This is a genomic window from Tatumella ptyseos (assembly GCF_030552895.1).
Lineage (GTDB): Bacteria > Pseudomonadota > Gammaproteobacteria > Enterobacterales > Enterobacteriaceae > Rosenbergiella > Rosenbergiella ptyseos_A.
This window is the reverse complement of record NZ_CP130649.1, coordinates 1,639,077-1,658,904: the sequence shown is the minus strand read 5'-3', so window position 1 is coordinate 1,658,904 and position 19,828 is coordinate 1,639,077. Positions and strand designations below refer to the sequence as shown.

Annotated in this window: 21 protein-coding genes; 11 read left to right on the top strand and 10 right to left on the bottom strand. The window is 45.0% G+C overall.

Translation table 11 applies throughout. From position 1 onward, the window contains the following. The first annotated feature begins 48 nt into the window (after positions 1-48). The 3 genes from topA to QJR74_RS07800 all read left to right on the top strand — a co-directional run bounded on the left by topA (position 49) and on the right by QJR74_RS07800 (position 4,062). Positions 49-2,646, top strand: a complete 2,598-nt coding sequence (topA, locus tag QJR74_RS07810; protein WP_304371317.1) for a type I DNA topoisomerase — start codon at positions 49-51, stop codon at positions 2,644-2,646. Between the two features lie 179 nt (positions 2,647-2,825). Continuing rightward, complete coding sequence (gene cysB, locus QJR74_RS07805; protein WP_304371316.1) at positions 2,826-3,800, top strand: HTH-type transcriptional regulator CysB; 975 nt, start codon at positions 2,826-2,828, stop codon at positions 3,798-3,800. A gap of 127 nt (positions 3,801-3,927) precedes the next feature. Next, a complete protein-coding gene (locus tag QJR74_RS07800; protein ID WP_304371315.1) occupies positions 3,928-4,062 on the top strand; it encodes a hypothetical protein in 135 nt (44 codons plus the stop codon). An 86-nt stretch (positions 4,063-4,148) separates the two neighbouring features. Here QJR74_RS07800 and ribA read toward each other — a convergent pair whose 3' ends face one another. After that, entirely contained in the window at positions 4,149-4,742 is a 594-nt protein-coding gene (ribA, locus tag QJR74_RS07795; RefSeq protein ID WP_304371314.1) for a GTP cyclohydrolase II, read from the bottom strand. Between the two features lie 127 nt (positions 4,743-4,869). On the opposite strand from ribA, the gene QJR74_RS07790 reads away from it, so the two are divergent. From QJR74_RS07790 to yciH, 5 genes are all read left to right on the top strand, one after another. Then, positions 4,870-5,586 carry a phosphatase PAP2 family protein gene (locus QJR74_RS07790; RefSeq protein WP_304371313.1) on the top strand — a complete coding sequence of 239 codons (717 nt, stop codon included), beginning with the start codon at positions 4,870-4,872 and terminating at the stop codon, positions 5,584-5,586. 133 nt (positions 5,587-5,719) lie between these two features. Beyond that, positions 5,720-5,989, top strand: coding sequence for a LapA family protein (locus QJR74_RS07785; protein ID WP_092673508.1), 270 nt, complete (start codon positions 5,720-5,722; stop codon positions 5,987-5,989). Positions 5,990-6,033: 44 nt separating this feature from the next. Then, positions 6,034-7,200 carry a lipopolysaccharide assembly protein LapB gene (gene lapB, locus QJR74_RS07780; protein ID WP_304371312.1) on the top strand — a complete coding sequence of 389 codons (1,167 nt, stop codon included), beginning with the start codon at positions 6,034-6,036 and terminating at the stop codon, positions 7,198-7,200. A gap of 129 nt (positions 7,201-7,329) precedes the next feature. Then, positions 7,330-8,037: an orotidine-5'-phosphate decarboxylase gene (gene pyrF / locus QJR74_RS07775; RefSeq protein ID WP_304371311.1), complete on the top strand. Its 708-nt coding sequence runs from the start codon at positions 7,330-7,332 to the stop codon at positions 8,035-8,037. Beyond that, the gene (gene yciH / locus QJR74_RS07770) at positions 8,034-8,357 is read left to right on the top strand and encodes a stress response translation initiation inhibitor YciH (RefSeq protein WP_304371310.1); all 324 of its coding nucleotides are present in this window, start codon (positions 8,034-8,036) and stop codon (positions 8,355-8,357) included. The genes pyrF and yciH overlap by 4 nt, the downstream gene beginning before the upstream one ends. Positions 8,358-8,396: 39 nt before the next feature. Here yciH and osmB read toward each other — a convergent pair whose 3' ends face one another. The 9 genes from osmB to QJR74_RS07725 form a co-directional block, all read right to left on the bottom strand. Beyond that, positions 8,397-8,615, bottom strand: a complete 219-nt coding sequence (gene osmB / locus QJR74_RS07765; protein WP_304371309.1) for an osmotically-inducible lipoprotein OsmB — start codon at positions 8,613-8,615, stop codon at positions 8,397-8,399. A gap of 270 nt (positions 8,616-8,885) precedes the next feature. Next, positions 8,886-10,820, bottom strand: a complete 1,935-nt coding sequence (locus QJR74_RS07760; RefSeq protein ID WP_304371308.1) for an exoribonuclease II — start codon at positions 10,818-10,820, stop codon at positions 8,886-8,888. A 145-nt stretch (positions 10,821-10,965) separates the two neighbouring features. Beyond that, complete coding sequence (fabI, locus tag QJR74_RS07755; protein ID WP_304371307.1) at positions 10,966-11,754, bottom strand: enoyl-ACP reductase FabI; 789 nt, start codon at positions 11,752-11,754, stop codon at positions 10,966-10,968. Between the two features lie 131 nt (positions 11,755-11,885). After that, a complete protein-coding gene (sapF, locus tag QJR74_RS07750) occupies positions 11,886-12,689 on the bottom strand; it encodes a putrescine export ABC transporter ATP-binding protein SapF (RefSeq protein WP_304371306.1) in 804 nt (267 codons plus the stop codon). 2 nt (positions 12,690-12,691) lie between these two features. After that, complete coding sequence (gene sapD / locus QJR74_RS07745; protein WP_304371305.1) at positions 12,692-13,684, bottom strand: putrescine export ABC transporter ATP-binding protein SapD; 993 nt, start codon at positions 13,682-13,684, stop codon at positions 12,692-12,694. After that, the gene (gene sapC / locus QJR74_RS07740; RefSeq protein WP_304371304.1) at positions 13,685-14,575 is read right to left on the bottom strand and encodes a putrescine export ABC transporter permease SapC; all 891 of its coding nucleotides are present in this window, start codon (positions 14,573-14,575) and stop codon (positions 13,685-13,687) included. After that, positions 14,562-15,527, bottom strand: coding sequence for a putrescine export ABC transporter permease SapB (sapB, locus tag QJR74_RS07735; RefSeq protein WP_304371303.1), 966 nt, complete (start codon positions 15,525-15,527; stop codon positions 14,562-14,564). The genes sapC and sapB overlap by 14 nt, the downstream gene beginning before the upstream one ends. Continuing rightward, positions 15,524-17,152: an ABC transporter substrate-binding protein SapA gene (gene sapA, locus QJR74_RS07730; RefSeq protein WP_304371302.1), complete on the bottom strand. Its 1,629-nt coding sequence runs from the start codon at positions 17,150-17,152 to the stop codon at positions 15,524-15,526. Before sapA ends, sapB begins: the two co-directional genes overlap by 4 nt. A 249-nt stretch (positions 17,153-17,401) precedes the next feature. Further along, positions 17,402-18,367, bottom strand: coding sequence for a sigma 54-interacting transcriptional regulator (locus QJR74_RS07725; protein WP_304371301.1), 966 nt, complete (start codon positions 18,365-18,367; stop codon positions 17,402-17,404). A 160-nt stretch (positions 18,368-18,527) separates the two neighbouring features. On the opposite strand from QJR74_RS07725, the gene pspA reads away from it, so the two are divergent. The 3 genes from pspA to pspC are packed head-to-tail and all read left to right on the top strand — an operon-like array spanning position 18,528 to position 19,815. Then, positions 18,528-19,193 carry a phage shock protein PspA gene (pspA, locus tag QJR74_RS07720; RefSeq protein WP_304371300.1) on the top strand — a complete coding sequence of 222 codons (666 nt, stop codon included), beginning with the start codon at positions 18,528-18,530 and terminating at the stop codon, positions 19,191-19,193. Positions 19,194-19,228: 35 nt separating this feature from the next. After that, positions 19,229-19,456, top strand: a complete 228-nt coding sequence (gene pspB / locus QJR74_RS07715) for an envelope stress response membrane protein PspB (protein WP_048912168.1) — start codon at positions 19,229-19,231, stop codon at positions 19,454-19,456. Next, positions 19,453-19,815: an envelope stress response membrane protein PspC gene (pspC, locus tag QJR74_RS07710; RefSeq protein WP_304371299.1), complete on the top strand. Its 363-nt coding sequence runs from the start codon at positions 19,453-19,455 to the stop codon at positions 19,813-19,815. Before pspB ends, pspC begins: the two co-directional genes overlap by 4 nt. Positions 19,816-19,828: the final 13 nt, after the last annotated feature.

Here is a 19,828-nt window from a genome sequence, read left to right as displayed (position 1 = left end):
ATCAAAGTTTTTCACGTTCTATGAACGTTTCTATTAGGTAGATTATTTATGGGTAAAGCACTTGTAATAGTGGAGTCACCTGCAAAGGCCAAAACGATTAATAAATATCTGGGCAGTGGCTACGTTGTCAAATCAAGTGTGGGCCACGTTCGTGACTTGCCAACGAGTGGTTCAGCAACAAAAAAAAGTGGAACCACCAGCAAAGCTAAAGGATCTAAAGCGGTAAAGAAAGATGCCACTGAGGCGTTAGTTAACCGTATGGGTGTTGATCCTTGGCATGGCTGGAAGGCTAACTACCAGATCCTGCCAGGCAAAGAGAAAGTCGTGGCAGAACTGCAGGCATTGGCTAAAGATGCTGATCATATCTACCTCGCAACGGATTTAGACCGTGAAGGGGAAGCCATCGCGTGGCATTTAAGAGAAATTATTGGGGGAGATGACAAACGCTTTAGCCGGGTTGTCTTCAACGAAATCACCAAGAATGCGATTCAACAAGCTTTCGAAAAACCGGGTCAATTAAATATTGACCGCGTTAATGCCCAGCAGGCGCGTCGTTTTATGGACCGTGTTGTAGGCTATATGGTTTCTCCCTTACTCTGGAAAAAAATTGCACGCGGGCTTTCCGCAGGGCGCGTGCAGTCGGTAGCAGTCCGTCTTGTTGTCGAACGCGAGCGGGAAATTAAAGCTTTCGTTCCGCAAGAGTATTGGGAAGTTGACACTAAGCTTAATACTCCGAGAGGTGATGAACTGTTAATGCGTGTCACGCATAAGCAGGACAGCGCGTTTCGTCCAACCCATAAAGCCGAAACTGATGCTGCCGTTAAATTACTCCAAAAAGCACGTTTTGAGGTCCTCGATCGCGAAGATAAGCCAACGAGCAGTAAAGCTAGCGCACCTTTTATTACCTCAACTCTGCAGCAAGCGGCCAGCACACGCCTTGGTTACGGCGTGAAAAAAACCATGATGTTGGCACAACGTTTGTACGAAGGGGGACATATTACCTATATGCGTACTGACTCTACTAACTTGAGTCAAGACGCTATCAGTATGGCACGTGACTACATCCAGTCTGAGTTCGGTGACAAATATTTGCCTGAGTCTGCGACCCTATATTCGAACAAAGAGAACTCCCAAGAAGCGCACGAAGCCATTCGTCCTTCTGACGTGTCAGTAGATGCTGAGCAGCTCAAAGATATGGAAGCTGATGCACGTAAGCTTTATCAACTGATTTGGCGTCAATTCGTTGCTTGTCAGATGACATCTGCGCGTTATGATTCGACAACCTTAACGGTAAAAGCGGATGAATATGTACTCAAAGCAAAAGGTCGTACCTTACGCTTTGATGGGTGGACGAAAGTAATGCCAGCCCTACGTAAAAATGATGAAGATATGACACTACCTATCGTCAAGGTCGGCGATGAACTTGATTTACAGGAAATTTTACCACGTCAACTCTTCACCAAACCACCCGCACGCTTTAGCGAAGCCTCCTTGGTCCGTGAACTAGAGAAACGTGGCATTGGCCGTCCGTCTACTTATGCATCGATCATTTCGACTATCCAAGATCGCGGTTATGTTCAGGTTGAAAATCGTCGCTTTTATGCAGAAAAAATGGGTGAAATCGTCACAGATCGTCTGGAAGAAAATTTCCAAGAATTAATGAACTATGATTTTACCGCGCGAATGGAAGATAACTTAGACCAGGTCGCTAATGATCAGGCCGAGTGGAAAGGGGTGCTAGATCATTTCTTTGGGGACTTTAGTCAACAGCTTACCCAAGCAGAAAAAGATCCTGAAGAAGGTGGGATGCAACCGAATCCTATGGTGCTAACCTCTATCGATTGCCCAACTTGTGAAAGGGCTATGGGTATTCGAACTGCTACCACTGGCGTTTTCTTAGGCTGTTCAGGTTATGCGTTACCGCCTAAAGAACGTTGTAAACAAACTATTAACCTCATTCCTGAGAGTGAAGTTCTGAATATTCTCGAAGGGGATGATGCGGAAACCAATGCCCTGCGTGCCCGCCGCCGCTGCGTTAAATGTGGTACGGCAATGGATAGTTATCTGATAGACGAAAAACGTAAGTTACATGTCTGCGGTAACAATCCATCTTGTGATGGCTATGAAGTCGAAGAAGGCGAGTTTCGTATTAAAGGTTACGATGGCCCCATCGTCGAGTGTGATAAGTGTGGTAGCGAAATGCACCTGAAGTTGGGACGTTTCGGCAAGTATATGGCCTGTACCAACGAAGAGTGTAAAAATACACGGAAGATTTTACGCAATGGTGAAGTCGCGCCCCCTAAAGAGGATCCTGTTCCGTTGCCAGAATTAGAATGCGAAAAATCAGAGGCTTACTTCGTTCTGCGCGATGGTGCTTCGGGTATCTTCTTGGCAGCAAACACTTTCCCTAAATCACGGGAAACTCGTGCGCCGCTGATTGAGGAGCTCCAACGTTTTAAAGACCGGTTACCAGAAAAATTTATTTACCTAACGGAAGCTCCTGCAGTGGATCCCCAAGGTAATAAAACCTTTGTCAGATATAGTCGTAAAACAAAGCAGCAATACATCTCTTCTGAGAAAGAGGGTAAAGCGACCAATTGGACGCTTTTTTATATCGACGGTAGATGGCAAGAAGCTAAAAAATAGATTATTCATGCACGTCTTAGCAGGCGTGCATATTTTTTTCCCTTACTCATTCCCCCAAAACTGTTATAACCAATTATTCTTTCTGAATATAAATAATGTTATCATTGTTATAGAAATGCACTCTCTCCGGCCTCTTTAAGCAGCCTAGCCTCTACGTTGTAGCGTGTTAAGGAAGATTAATGAAATTACAGCAGTTACGTTATATCGTTGAAGTAGTTAACCACAATCTAAATGTTAGCTCGACAGCAGAGGGGCTTTATACCTCACAACCCGGTATCAGTAAGCAAGTTAGAATGCTTGAAGATGAACTGGGTATTCAAATCTTCTCACGTAGTGGCAAACACCTTACGCAAGTCACGCCGGCAGGCCAAGAAATTATTCGTATCGCGCGTGAAGTGCTATCGAAAGTCGATGCTATTAAGTCGGTAGCGGGTGAACACACTTGGCCAGATCAGGGGTCACTTTACGTCGCGACCACACACACTCAAGCTCGCTATGCGCTACCTGAAACGATCAAAGGTTTTATGCTGAAGTATCCGCGAGTATCACTGCATATGCATCAGGGCTCTCCGACTCAGATAGCGGAGTCAGTCTCAAAAGGTAATGCGGATTTTGCTATTGCGACGGAAGCACTGCATCTCTATGACGATCTGATTATGCTACCGTGCTACCACTGGAATCGTTCGATTGTGGTACCACCTTCTCATCCTTTAGCGCAGAAAAAAGAAGTCACTATCCAAGAATTGGCCGAATATCCTTTGGTCACTTATACCTTTGGGTTTACAGGACGATCAGAGTTGGACACTGCGTTTAGTCATGCTGGACTTAGCCCTAAAATTGTTTTCACGGCCACAGATGCTGATGTGATTAAAACTTATGTAAGATTAGGCTTGGGGATTGGTGTGATTGCTAGTATGGCAGTTGATCCAATCTCTGACCCTGATTTAGTGGGTATCGACGCTTCGAATATCTTCACACATAGTACGACGAAGATTGGTTTTCGTAGTAGTAGCTTCCTACGCAGTTACATGTACGACTTTATACAGCGTTTTGCATCACATTTGACTCGCGATGTTGTCGATACCGCAATCGCTTTGCGGTCGAACGACGATATTGAAGCGATGTTTAAGGACATAAAACTTCCTTTTAAGTAGATTGACTAGGGATATATTAAAGTTCAGCACCTTAGTCACGTTGAACTTGATCGTAATCATGAGTAAGTTCTAAATTCTCGCCATACTGCACACTTTGTTAATGAGTAGACTGTAGTAGGCAAGAATTATGGAACAGCAAAGAAAAGCAGCCGTCGCACATTACCCGACTTTACGACTCTCGGTTAAGACCATATGGTTACTAAGTTTAGGGTTTTGTGTGGGCTTTTGGGCGTTGGTCGGCTATCTACTTTGGGCGATTTAGTGAAAATCGCTTATGAACTGGGGGGAAGAGCAAGACCGAATCCCTCTCGAACTCAGTCTTATGAATTACGTCATCTTGTTCAATTCTTAAGAGTGACCCAATAGATGCCCTAATTTAGCGGCTTTAGTATCAAGATAATGGCTATTTTTAGGATTACGTCCAACTTGGAGCGGAACTCTTTCAGTGATTTTGATACCAGCCTGACTGAGAACACTTACCTTTTTAGGGTTATTGGTTAAAAGACGTATTTTATCGACACCTAAAAGCGTAAGCATGTCAGCACAAAAAGAAAAATTGCGTTGATCCGGAGCAAAGCCCAATGCTTCATTCGCTTCAACAGTATCATAACCTTTATCCTGCAGCGCATAAGCTTTGATTTTATTAATCAATCCTATGCCTCGACCTTCTTGGCGATGATAAAGCAAGATCCCACGGCCCTCTTTAGCAATGGCATCTAATGCTGATTCGAGTTGAAATCCACAGTCACACCGTAAACTAAACAGCGCATCCCCCGTTAAACACTCTGAATGAACACGAGTGAGAACGGGCGTATCACCACTAATGTCACCAAACACTAGCGCAACATGATCTTTTTGCGTGGAATTTTCTTCAAAACCAACCATCAGAAATTCGCCCCATTGAGTGGGAAGCTTGGCCTCGGCAACACGTGTTAACTGCATTACATACCTCAGTATTTAATTTATACTCAATATTTTTGATGCTTGTCTCTATTCTGCCATAGTCTCAGCAGAAGTCTGTAAGATGTTCAAGAAAAAGCACACCAAGATACTAATGCTATGAGGACTTATGGGTAATCAGCTTAAAAAATTAACGGCCGGCGCCATTTTACTACTATTTCCAGCGGTGATTGCGCTGGTGTGTAGCTGGCATTGGACTGGGCCTATTCATACCGTCACAGCTTATCCCCTTTATCTCTTCACTCAGACAGTTACTCGTCCATGGGGGATCATCACCTCCATCATTCTTGCTGTGTTACTCTACCGCTTTACCCCTCCCTCACAACATAAATTGGGTAGCTTGCTTCTCTTGATTATCATAGTTGTATGGGGCGGGCAGGGGATTAAGTCCTTATTAAAGCCTTATTTTGCCGAACCCAGACCTTACGTGGTTGCGCTTACGGAACATATGCATCAAGCACCTGACTTGTTTTACCAGCAGCCTAAGTTAGCGCGTCAACAGCTAGTAAGCCAAGCCCACCTTTATTGGCCAACTCTGTCAGAATGGCAACAGAAACATTGGCAGCACGAAACGGGGTATTCATTCCCTTCAGGCCATAGTTTCTTTGTTGCCAGTTGGCTGCTACTTTTCTATGCGCTATTGAGTTTCAGAAAATATTGGCCAGTGATAATCATTGTCACACTGTGGGCATGGGCGGTGATGTGGAGTAGACTATCACTGGGGATGCATTGGCCTAGAGACCTAATAGCTTCTGTAGTCATTGCCTGGGTCTTTAGCTTCATGGTTATGATGATATTTAATACGTTAAGGCGGCAGCGATCGTAACAGGCTTTTTTTAGTAATTTCGATTGTAAAAGCGAGAATGATCCCCATACTATAAGCAGTAATTGGTAAATTTATTTAATTCAATTTGATTAAATGGTTGGTTCGTTAAATCAACGGTTTGAAGGGATGCCAAGTGAAATTCAAATATTTGCTACTATTTATCGTCGTTTTATTCATTTTCATTGTCTCTTTTACACTTGGAGCAAAGAATGAGCAATTAGTTACCTTCAACTTTTTAGTCGCTGAGGGGACATTCCGTCTATCAACTTTATTGGCATCGTTATTCGGTATCGGTTTTCTGTTAGGATGGGCGATTTGTGGCTTATTTTGGTTACGTGCGCGTGTTGCACTGGCTCATGCAAAAAATAAAGTTATTAAACTTGAACAACAGCTCAGTAAGTAAACGCCGTGCTATGTGCAATAAGACTCACTATTTAGGATCAGTCGATGCTTGAATTGCTGTTCCTACTATTACCCATTGCAGCTGCCTATGGGTGGTATATGGGAAGACGTAGTGCCCAACAGGGCAAGCAGCAAGAGGCCAATCGCCTGTCGCGTGAATATGTGACAGGGGTAAACTTCCTGCTTTCAAATCAGCAAGATAAAGCCGTTGATCTTTTTCTTGATATGTTGAAAGAAGATACGACTGACGTAGAAGCGCATTTAACCTTGGGTAATCTGTTTCGTTCGCGTGGAGAAGTAGATCGAGCGATAAGGATTCACCAATCTTTGATGGAAAGTACTTCCTTAGACTACGATCAGCGCCTCCTAGCTATTCAGCAACTGGGCCGAGATTACATGGCTGCTGGGCTTTATGATCGTGCAGAGTCAATGTTTAAACAATTAATCAATGAAAATGATTTTAAAGCAAGCTCACTCAAACAGCTTCTTTCTATTTATCAGCTGACTAGTGATTGGCAGCAAGCGATTGATACCGCAGAGAAATTGGCCCGAGCCGATAAGTCAACTCAAGGTACACACATTGCGCATTTTTATTGTGAACTTGCACTTCAGGCTATGGCTGGGGACGATTTAGAAAAGGCATTAGCCTTATTACGTAAGGCTGAATCAGCCGATAAGAGTTGTGCACGTGTCTCGATCATGTTCGGTAGAGTATGGACGGCTAAAAACGAACAAGATAAAGCGATTCAGGTTTTACAAAAAGTCCCTGAACAAGACCCGGAAATGATTAGCGAAGTCCTCCCATTAATCAAAGAGTCTTATCAACGATTGGAAGATATGAGTCGTTGGCGAGAATTTCTAGAGCAATGTGTAGCGAAATACCAAGGAAGTATGGCTGAATTATATCTCGCTGAAGAGATAGAATCTCAACAAGGACTGGAGCCCGCGCAACATTTTCTTGAAGCTCAACTACATTCTGCACCCACCCTGAATGGTTTCCATCGACTCGTAAACTATTATCTTGAAGGGACAGAAGATGGTCGCGCTAAGGAGAGCTTAGCGGTGCTTCGTGATATGGTTGCAGAACAACTCCGATTGAAACCTCGTTACCGCTGTCAAAAATGTGGGTTTACGGCCCATGCGATTTATTGGCATTGTCCATCTTGCAAAAGTTGGTCGACTATCAAACCCATGAGAGGTTTAGACTCATAAAAAAAAAGCGCACGTTAGTTACAACATACTAACGACAAATTCAAGCGAGGCACACATTGGCACTGTCACTGGCTTAGTTAAGTAGGTAAAATATGGCTAAATCGTTGCCTATCTATTGTAAGGAAAATTATGTCTGTAACGTCCCCCGTCATCGTGGCCCTTGACTTCGATAACTTGGATTCAGCCTTAACCTTGGCGGATCAAATCGACCCGAAAAGTTGTCGTTTGAAAATCGGGAAAGAGATGTTCACACGTTTCGGACCAGAAGTTATTCACGCCTTACATCGTCGTAATTTCGAGATTTTTCTCGATTTAAAATTCCATGATATTCCCAACACGGTAGCAAAAGCAGTTACTGCCGCTGCGGACCTCGGCATCTGGATGGTTAATGTCCATGCGGGTGGGGGGGAGCGGATGATGGAAGCGGCAAAGCTCGCCTTAGATAACTACGGAAGCACAGCACCTCATCTCATTGCCGTGACGGTATTAACTAGTATGGATCAATCTGATCTGACAGGGTTAGGAATTAAAGAAACGCCTTCACAGCATGCCGCAAAATTAGCACAGCTAGCACAATCTTCAGGTCTCGATGGTGTAGTGTGTTCTGCCCAAGAAGCGCTACATTTCAAGCAGGAGTTTGGTGAAGAGTTTCTACTTGTGACGCCTGGGATTCGTCCTGTAGGGAGTGAGCAGGGCGACCAGAGACGAATCATGACGCCACTTGATGCAGTGAATGCAGGGGTAGATTACATGGTCATTGGTCGCCCTATCACTCAATCAGTAGATCCAGCGCAGACTCTACAACATATCCTAGATTCCTTGGAGTCGACCAAATGAAAGATGACGCACCCTTAGTTTATTCAACTGATAGGGGGCGGATCACCCCTGTTAAAGAAGTTATTTCACGTCCGAAAGGCGACGGGATTGTACGATTAAGTCGTCAAACCAGTGGTCGAAAAGGTAAGGGCGTCTGTATTATCACTGGGTTAGATTTAGATGATAAAGCCCTAGGTCAACTAGCAGCCGAATTAAAGAAAAAATGTGGTTGTGGTGGGACTGTTATTGAGGGAAATATAGAAATACAGGGTGATAAGCGCGATTTTCTGAAAAGCTACCTCGAAGAGAAAGGGTATCGCGTTAAGTTAGCAGGCGGATGAAGTTGATGATGAATGCCGGTGCAGGCACCGGCATTAGTATTAATTGCCAGACTGATGTCCAATCACACCACCTAGAGCGGCGCCACCTAACGTCCCCAAGCCATCACCGTGTGTTAATACTGAACCACCAATGGCGCCAATACCTGCACCTATAGCAGTGTTACGGCTTCGTTTTGACCAGTTAGAACATCCACTAAGAACGGCTACAACCGTTAACGCAATCACTGCTTTAACCATGGCTTTATTATTAAATGTCATAAATTCTCCTTGTTGAATGTGAGTAACCCAGAGGTGCCATTCAACCAAATCAGACTGATAGTTATTTTGAGATCATTCGCTAGTATTAAGAATTTTAATTTGCATTACCTCTATAATATAGGCGAATTCTCTTAAATAGGCCAAAGCTGACTATATTTTACAATTAAGCACTATTAACTATCTGCGGTTCAGGATAACTGCATATTTAAACAAGGTTTTCTCAGCGAAAAAAAACCACCCTTCAGGGTGGTTGAGTAGTTGGGCGTGCCGTTAAGCAACGGGTCTTGCCACGACAGATCGGGTTTCCATGCGCACTTCAGCGATAGTTACTTCAATGATATCTGTTACACGATAACGCTCTTCACCTTTAATCATCGCAGTACCTAATTCTTGGCTACATACGAGTTCATCACGCACTGAGTGAATAAACGGTGCAGGAATAAAGGCAACAGCACCATTATCATTTAAACGGATACGCATGCCTCCTCGGCTGATATCGATGATTTCAGCAGTAAACTTATGCTCGGTTCCTGCGAAAGGTTGTAAATAGCGCGCATAGAGCCAATCACCGACATCACGTTCAGCCATACGATGCTGGCGACGCCGCTCAGACATACGTAAGGTTAAGGCGTCATCCGGTTTTGTCTCTTGTTGTTTCAAGATAATCGATTTTAGAAGACGATGATTGACCATATCGCCATACTTACGGATTGGTGAAGTCCAAGTAGCGTAAGCATCTAATCCTAATCCAAAATGCGGTCCTGCAGCGGTTCCAATTTCAGCAAAGGATTGGAAACGACGAATACGGCTATCCAAATATTGTGTGGGCTCTTCATCTAAGCGGCGACGCAATACTTTGAATCCATCGAGCGTCGCAATTGACGCAGGGTCAACAACGATCCCGTGGTTAGCCAGGATGGCACTCGCTTGTTCAGCATTTTGCTCATCAAACCCACTGTGCAGGTTATAGATACCAAATCCAAGCTGATCGCGTAATACTTCTCCCGCTACGATGTTCGCTGTAATCATAGCTTCTTCGACCATCTTATTTGCAACTCGGCGTTGCTCGGTAACTATCTCTAAAACTTCACCTTTTTCACCCAGTACAAAGCGGTAATCAGGGCGGTCTCGGAAGACAAGAGCATGAGCTTTACGCCATTGATGACGGGTACTACAGAAGTTTTGCAATAAATTAATTTGCTTAGCAATCGCATCACTTTCGGGTTGCCACTCACCTGTATTTTCTAACCAATCTGAAACGTTATCGTAGACCAGTTTCGCTTTCGATTCGATCCATGCTGCATAGAATTCAGGTGTTCCAGTGATGGCACCTTCGCTATCGATGGTGATATCACAGGCTAGGACAGGGCGTTTTACGTTAGGGCGTAACGAGCATAAATCATCGGATAGCTCGCGCGGCAACATAGGGATATTGAAGCCTGGCAAATAGTTTGTAAAAGCGCGTTCTGCAGCAATATCATCTAAAGGCGTATTAGGCACAACCCAAGCCGTCGGGTCAGCAATCGCGACGGTTAGGCAAAGCTTTCCATCATCAAGTTGGCGAGTCAATAATGCATCATCCATATCTTCGGTTGAGGCACTATCTATGGTCACAAAATCGAGTGCGGTGAGATCACGACGATCAAGTGTTTCAGGCTGAAATGCTGGTAAATCAGCTTCAGGCGCACCACGACCTAAATTATGACGTGACAGTGTCACCCACCAAGGAGCAAGGTGATCGTCACCGAACGTAATGTACTCAGTCAGTTCAGCGTAGAAACCCCGATCACCTTTGAGCGGATGGCGCTTCATCTCTGCAACAGCCCAGTCACCCGCAACGAATTCGTGATCAACATCACGTGCTGGACGGCATTGGATAGCATCTTTCAGTAAGGGATGGTCAGGAATAATGGATAGCCGATCATCTTTTTTCTGTACTCGTCCCACGAAACGACTGAGGAAAGGTTCAATCAGTTTCTCTGGCTCGGCGCTTTCTTTATCTTTATTTGTTTGGATCACCGCGCTAATTTTATCGCCGTGCATGACTTTCTTCATTTGCGGCGGGGGAATAAAGTAGCTTTTTTGGCCTTCAACCTCTAAAAAACCAAACCCTTTATCGGTTCCTTTAACTACACCTTCAACGCGTGGAGTCTGATCATGCAGTGTTTGTTTTAGCTGCGCCAGCAGCGGATTATCTTGAAGCATAATTTTCAGTCATCTGTGGCTAATTGGCGGCAACCAGTTTTACGCGAATCGATACGTTGCGGCAAGACATTAATCGCGCAATTAGCAGTGGGAGTGGAAGGATAGGAGGAATTAAGCAGGCACTGAGCGTGCCTGCTCAACAATATTATTTAAGTTCTAATTCGTTCATTGCTGCGATGCTAAAGCCACCGTCAACGTGAACGACTTCGCCGGTGATACCGCCAGCTAAATCAGAACATAAGAAGGCAGCAGAGTTACCCACGTCTTCAATCGTTACGGTACGACGGATTGGCGTTACCGCTTCACAATGGGATAACATTTTACGGAAATCTTTGATACCTGATGCAGCCAATGTACGGATTGGACCCGCAGAAACGGCATTAACACGTACGCTATCTGGACCCATCGCGTTAGCCATGTAACGAACGTTAGCTTCTAAAGAAGCTTTTGCTAGACCCATGACATTGTAGTTAGGGATTGCACGCTCAGCGCCTAGGTAGGAAAGGGTAAGTAAGGCTGCATTAGGATTCAGCATTTCACGGCACTCTTTTGCCATCGCAACGAAGCTATATGCGCTAATGTCGTGGGCAATTTTGAAACCTTCACGCGTTACCGCATTCACATAGTCACCGTCTAACTGATCGGCAGGGGCGAAACCAATTGAGTGCACGAAACCGTCGAACTTAGGCCAGGTTTTTGCTAATTCAGCAAATAATGTCTTGATGCTTTCATCTTCAGCAACATCGCAAGGCAGAACGATATCAGAACCGACTTCTTTAGCGAATTCTTCAACACGGCTTTTAAGCTTGTCGTTTTGATAGGTGAAAGCCAGCTCAGCACCTTGTTTGTGCATCGCTTGTGCGATACCCCAAGCGATTGATAACTTGCTTGCTACACCCGTGATAAGAATGCGTTTACCTGAAAGAAAACCCATAATATTTGTCCCTTAACTATCAGTATTGTTAGCAGAAACGATCTCTGCAAAAAAGTTGGCGCGATTCTAACACGACTTTTCTTAGATAGGCTAATTTGACGAGGATAGCGCCGAAATATTAGCCGAATTATCTAGTCGTTACGCCATGCATCCGACGTGAGTTCACTACCAAAGTGGCTATTGATTAATTTTCGAGTTAAATCATGAAGCGGACAAGCCAATACATCTGCAGTCCCGCCCCGTTCAACCACTTCACCTTCGCGCATCACAATCAGTGAGTCACTGACATGTTTCATCATGCCAATTTGTTGTGTGACATAAATATAAGATAGCCCATCGCGCTCTTGCAGCTCTAACATCAAATTAATCAATTGTGACCGCATAGTCATATCTAAAGAGGTCATGGCCTCATCTGCGATCAGGATTTTAGGTTGTAAGATGAGTGCTCTGGCGAGCGCAAGACGTTGACGTTGTCCTGGCGCTAACATATGGGGATATAACCCCGCATGCTCTTTAAGTAACCCCACCTTTTTCAAGGTAGCGATAATATGTTGGATACGGAGTTCATCGGTCAGTTCGCTGTTAAGCCTGAGCGGGAGATCGAGAATTTGGCTTACCCGTTGTCGAGGATTTAACGAGGCGGTGGGGTCTTGTAAAATCATCCGGATAAGTGGGCTTCGAAAACGATAATCGCCAAAAAATAAGGGCTGATTATTAATCAACATTTCGCCCGATGTCGGAGCAACCATTCCAGCCAGCATTTTGGCCAACGTGGATTTTCCTGACCCATTCTCACCGATAATGGCTAACGTTTGGCGCTCCTTCAAAGTAAAACTGACATTTTTAACTGCATCAACCTGTTGGGAGCGGAATAACCCAGTCTTGTATCGAAAGGTTTTGCTCAGATTCCTGACTTCTAATAGGGTTTCTAACATAACTAACTCTCGATATTAAGCGGGAAGTGGCAAGCGTATTGATGATGCTTAGTGCCGGTCAAGGGGGGACGCACTATACATTCCCGTTGGCCATAAGGACACCGAGGACCTAAACGGCAGCCAAGGGGTAAATGCTCCAAAGAGGGAATTGATCCATTCAATGTATTTAAGCGACTTTTATGCGGAAGTGGCTGTCCAAAATCAGGCATTGCCCGCATTAAGGCCTGGGTATACGGATGGTGAGGGGTTGCAATTAACTCTTTACTCGCCGCTGCTTCAACCGTTTGACCGCAGTAAAGCACTTGAATTCGATTTGACCATTGACTGACCGTTCGTAAGTCGTGGCTAATTAATAAGACAGTTGTATTGTTGTTTTGATTTAAGCGTCTTAGTAATCGAAAAATTTGATCTTGTGTAGTCGATTCCATCGCATTAGTGGGTTCATCAGCAATCAACAATTTAGGTTGACTGGCCAAGGCAATAGCAATCATTACTTTCTGACATTCACCCTCAGTTAATGCATAAGGATAACTGCGCATAATATCACGGTGGTCGCGAATTCCTACGCGGTGCAGGATATCGATCACGCGGGCTTTACGCCAAGGTAATAGGCGTTTATACCAAGGCCCCTTAAAGGTTTCACCCGGTATCGCTTGTTTTAATTGGCGACCGATTGAGGCGGACGGATCAAGACAAGCTTGGGGTTCTTGAAAGATCATTGAGATATGGCGGCCAATAATCTTACGGCGCTCACGGGGAGATAAGCGCAGCAAGTCGATATCGCCAAAGCGCATCCTATCGGCTGTGATTCGCCAATTATCCGATGTTACGCCGCAGATAGCTTTAGCGACCAAGCTTTTGCCCGATCCTGATTCTCCAACCAGGCCGAGTATTTCGCCTTCGTTTAATAACAGGTTAACGCGGTCCACCGCTTTAATAGGCTTGTTATCATTCACAAATTCAATGGTTAAATTACGTATATCGAGCAGTGGCATCTACTTAACTCCTGCATCAACAGCGCGGCGTACGCCTTCACCAAATAAATTGATCAGTAAAATAGCCCCCATAATCGCGGCACCGGGAAGCATCACTGTCCAAGGGGCAACATAGATCAATTCTAACGAATCACCAAGTATCGTCCCCCATTCTGGCGAAGGGAGTCGAGCCCCTAATCCCAGAAAGCCTAATGCAGAGATATCAAAGATAGCGATTGATAAACACCGCGTGAAGTCACTGACTAACACCGGTAAAATATTTGGCAAGATTGTTCCTTTCAATAATAAAAATGGGCTTGCACCATCCATTTTTGCTGCCACAACATAAGCTTCGTTCATCTCCTCCCGAATCGCCAAATAGAGCGTGCGGATCATTCTTGGCGTTAACGCAATCCATACCGCTAACATCGCGTGACTGAGACTTGGACCGAGAAATGCCACCACGATAATGGCGATCAGTAGAGAAGGTAGCGATAAGGCAATATCTAAAAAATGGTTAATGGTGGCTGAGCGTAAGCCGCGGGTCATTCCCGCCAAAATTCCCAGTAGAAAAGCACAGATCGCTGCGAAAATTGTCGCAACTAAGGCCCCCCCGACAGTAGGTAACGCACCGGCTAATAATCGGCTTAATAAATCACGGCCTAGATCATCAGTGCCAAGAAAGAACGAGACATCGCCATACCGCGACCAAGAAGGAGGTAATAACTGGTAGCTGATAAACTGTTGATCGAGCCCATAGGGGGCCAGTAACTGACCAAACACACAAAGCAATAGCAGGGCGCAGGTCCCATAGAAACCGATCATCGCAGAGGTATCGCGATAGAAAAAATGCCATGCTCGTCGAAATGCGCCAGGAAGTTTTTCCTCCTGATAAATCTTATCGATTGGCATACCATTCCTTATGTTTGAGTGGATCGATGATGGCCCCAAAAATATCGGCCAGCATGTTAATGAAAATAACCAAACTGCCCAGAGTCATGACACCAGCAGAAATGGCATTATAGTCTGCTTGCCGCACCGCGGTGATTAGCCAGCGACCAATTCCTGGCCAATTGAATACCGCTTCGGTAATCATCGCTAAGGTAAGTAGCGTTGAAAACTGTAATCCTAAATGGGGAACGATAGGCGGAAGCGCATTATGGATGACATGACGGCGAACAACAGTGAAACGAGAAAGGCCACGAATAATCGCTGCTTTGATATAACCTTGATTAATAATATCAAGCGTACTGTCGCGCATTAACCGGATCAACTCTGTCATCGGGACTATTGATAGCGTCACTACTGGTAAGACTAAATGCCGAAGGACACTCAATAACATCTCATGGCGTAAAGGCGACCGAGAAAGCCACGCGTCTAATAATGCTGAACCCGTCACTGCTGGAGCAGGATAAAGAAGATTGATGCGGCCTGATACCGGAAACCAGCCGAGTGAAAGCGAAAAGAGCATCGTTAGCAACAAAGCAAGCCAGAAGACTGGCAAAGAAAAACCGATTAAAGCAAAACCACTAATTAGTTTATCTTGCCATTTATGGCGGTTGATGGCTGCGACAATGCCAAGGGGGAGTCCCACCAATGTGGCGAGTATTGCGGCCAACAGGCAAAGTTCTAGGGTTGCAGGGAACACTTCTAATAATTGCTCACTAACCGGTTGTCCATTAATGCTAGAAACTCCAAAGTCAAAGTGCATCATGCCTTCTAGCCAGAAATAATAGGCATCAGTCATCTTTGCACCTTGAAGTGGTGCGTGGGGAGTATAGTAACAGAGACTAAAACTCACCCATGAAAGCAGTACCAAGGTCACCAAAAGTAAAAATAGTCGTCGCGCTATATAGAGACTCATGGTGTTACACCTTGCTTTGTGTCGCGGTATACACCCGCAAAGGAACTATTCCCAAAGGGGCTAAGAACCAGTCCTTTGATATCGTAACGATAAGCTTGTAACCGTAATGATGAGGCTAAGGGCAGAATAGGAAGTTGCTGCGCTAAAATCTGCTGAGCTTGATGATAATAGTCGATTCGGCCAGACAATTGTTGTGAAAGCAGGGCTAAGTGCAGCGTATCGTCAAATTGTTCGTCGCACCAATGCGCATAATTTGTGCCGGAATTGATGGCGGCGCAACTGAGCATAGGACGAAAGAAACTGTCCGGATCATTACTGTCCGTACTCCAGCCGCCCAAGGTCAGGTCATGATTCATTGCCATTAATTGGTTCTCTTGAAACCGTCCTTCAACCGGCTGAATCTCTACATGTACCCCGATTCGAGCTAGGTCAGCTTGGATCAATTCTGCTGTTTTCAATTGGCTCGGGTTCCAGGGTTCCGATGCAACAGGCACTAACATCTTTAAATGAAGATCGTTCAGATGCATTGATTTTAGTAGCTGCTTAGCTTTTTCAGGCGCGTATTCCGTAACTTGAGAATCGTTATCGTAGGCCCATGACGCCCTTGGCAGCACCGAAGCAGCGGTTTCCGCGGTACCGTAATAAATCGATGCCATAAGTCGCTCGTTATTAATAGCCAGCGATAACGCGCGACGAACATTAACGTTATCAAGGGGCGGACGGCGAGTGTTAAAGGCTAAAAAAGCCATATTCATACCGGGCCGCAGAGTCATCCGTAAACGGGGGTCATCTCGTAAGATAGTGAGTTGACTCGCGGCAGGGTAGGCGAGTACATCACACTCCCCGGTGAGTAATTTCGACAATCGCCCTGTACCGCCAGCCCCTAGGTCAATCACGACTTGACGAAGGCGAGGAACACCTTTCCAATAAAAAGGATTTCGTTGCAAACGAATGAATTGGCCACTGCGGTATTCGCTTAATTGGTAAGGTCCAGTTCCGACAGGTTGCCGATCTAACATCTCCTGCTGATGGTTTTGGCTTAAGTGGTCAGCATATTCAGCAGAAAGAACCGGCGCATAGTGGGTCGCCATATGCCACAAGAAGCTGGCGTCAGGGTGAGCAAGCTTTATCTCAACGGTATGGCTATCCACTTTCTTAACGGACTGGACACTGTCAGCAAATTGCAAGCTATCGAAATAAGGATAATGGCCACCATTGATTTGGTGCCAAGGATGATGCTTATCAAACATCCGTGCAAAACTGAATACCACATCATCTGCATTCATTTTTCGGCTAGGCATGAACCACCGCGTATGTTGGAATGAGACATCTGAACGTAAATGAAAGATGAAGGTTGCCCCCTCATCATGAACTTCCCAGCGTTCGGCCAATGCTGGTATGAGGCGAAAGGTGTAAGGGTCCACATCTAACAGACGATCGTAAAGCTGTGCGGAGAGCGTGTCGATCACCACACCACCACTCGCGAGTTGAGGATTAAAGGTATTCACCTCACCATTAACACAATAGACAATACCTGTATTATGAGTGGGCGAGGCGGTGCTTAGAGCAGGTGTTGCGCATAGCACACCAATACTGGCGAGCATAGCTCGTAATATTTTCGTCATAGTGGACTAAATTGATGAACCATTAAGTAATTTTACCCTAAGCCACCATTAAAACCAATCGCAGGGCGGTAATGAAGCAAGTGACCTCCTCCAAAAAAGAATGAGAAACATTTGCAATTGGGAATGATAACGATTACTATCAATGCATCTGGTGATGACAGGTTATCAGATACGACATTGCTCACATTGCTTCTAGTATTTTTGCCCGCTGACCGCGGGCTTTTTTTTATCCATTTTAGAGCGCACTATTTATATTCTGTGTTTCTTTAATAAAGCCCTAAACTGATGATAAGTCAGCCCTAGAGCCTTGGCGGCAAGGGTCTGTTGAGGGAACTGTCGCAGACTCGCTTTCACTAAGTCTGCTTCTTGCTGGTATTGCCACTCCCGTAAATCGAGCGGCAGAGAAGGGCGTATCGAGTCTACCCTTGGGAGGATGGGGTCGGTAGTCGAATTATGGAAAGGGGAAAGGATGACTTCGCTGAGTGGTTCGTCTACTTTTGTCGAGCGGTAGATAGAACGCTCTATCACATTTTTTAACTCACGCACATTGCCAGGCCAAGCCGCTGACAGCAATTGTTGTTCTGCAAAATCTGTGAAACCGGCAAAATAGGATCTATTGAGCTCTCGACACATCTGCATTGCAAAATGGTTAGCTAAAGGCAGAATATCAGCTTGTCGTTCTCGTAGCGGCGGTACGTAGATGACATCAAAGGCAAGGCGATCAAGCAAATCTGCTCTAAACTTTCCTGCCTTAACGTGGGCCGGTAAATCTTCATGTGAAGCACATATGACGCGTACATCTACCGACAGCGATGCAGTACCGCCAATCCGTTCAATCTCACCATACTCAATTGCGCGTAATAATTTTTCCTGTACGGCCAAGGGGGCATTGCCGATCTCATCAAGGAAAAGTGTGCCTTGATGTGCGCGTTCAAAACGACCTTGATGGCGTTTTTGTGCCCCGGTAAAAGCACCAGTTTCATGACCGAATAGCTCGGAATCTAATAAATTTTCATTTAACGCCGCACAGTTCAACGTAATAAAATTTTCTTGCCACCGTGTAGAGAGAAAATGCAGTCGTTGCGCCACCAACTCTTTACCGCTCCCGCGTTCACCTTGAATAATCACTGGTTTATTAAGTGGGGCCAGTGCTGAAACGTGATCGAGCATATTAAGGAAATTTTCAGATTCGCCAAGAACGGTATCACTTTTCATAATTGGTCTAATTCACTATATATTGGTCAATTTAACTATTTTAGAGGAATTTATCAAAATGTATAACCTATAAATTCCTTTAAAAACAATATTATAATAGTTGGCATGGGATTTGCTATCTAACGATTGATTATCTTAATTATGGTTAGAGGATTACGTTATGGGCATTTTTTCACGGTTTACTGACATCATTAATTCAAACATCAACACTTTACTCGAGAAGGCGGAAGACCCTCAAAAGATGGTGAGATTGATGATCCAAGAGATGGAGGATACCTTGGTTGAGGTTCGCACCCACTCAGCAAAGGCGTTAGCAGAGAAAAAGATGTTACAACGCCGGATTGATTCCGCTGCTGTTCAGTCTGAAGAGTGGCAGCAAAAAGCTGAATTAGCCGTCCGTAAAGATAAAGAGGAACTTGCTCGTGCGGCGCTGATTGAAAAGCAGAAATTGACGCAGTTGGCCGAAAAATTACAAGCAGACGCGGAAATTCTTGATGAAAATCTAAGCAAAATGAAGAATGAAACAGCTGAGCTTGAAACGAAGTTGACTGAAACGCGTGCTCGTCAGAAGGCGCTATCGCTACGCTATCAAACGGCCTCGACCAGTCGTCAAATTCGTCAACATATTGATAGTGGTAAAATCGAGAAAAACCTGGCGCGTTTCGAATCGTTTGAGCGTCGCATTGATCATATGGAAGCCGAAGCAGAAGTCTTAAAGTCGGCCAATACAGCCAGTTTAGATCAGCAGTTTTCTGAGCTCAGCGCGGACGACGAGATCAGTCAACAGCTCGCTAAAATTCGCCAACAAGTTGCTAAGCCTGAATAATGCAGCCTACGGTAATTGACTAATAAGGAGTGTTGATGAGCGGATTTTTACTTAGTGTACCCTTAACGCTGTTTATCGTGTTTATCGCGCCCTTATGGCTGTGGCTACACTATAACAATAAGGGCAAACTTTCTAATAAGCTCTCTGTTAAAGAAATCGCCCAGATCGAGCAGCTTAAGAGAGATGCCGACCGTATGCAGGATCGTATTCACGCTTTAGAAGCGATACTGGATGCCGAAAACCCTGAGTGGAGACAACCATGATCAAACTTCCCTTTATCAGTGATAAGCCCCTTTATCGTAACAGTGAAGAAGGTAAGATCTTAGGGGTCTGTGCTGGAATCGCCGATTACAGTGGCCTCCCTGTTAATCTAGTACGGATTATCGCTGTACTCTCAACGTTCGGACTATTTTTTGTCACGCTGTTGCTCTATGTTGCGTTGGGCTTCATTTTAGACAAAAAACCGCGGGGTTCCTCTACAGAACCCGCTACACTTTCTATTGATGAGGTATTGAGTCAAGCCGACCAAACCTTGAAAGAGAGTGAACAACGACTACGCAAGATGGAAGGGTATGTGACGTCTGAAACTTTCTCGGTTCGTAGCCGTTTTCGTAAGCTTTAAGTCATCTGTTTCA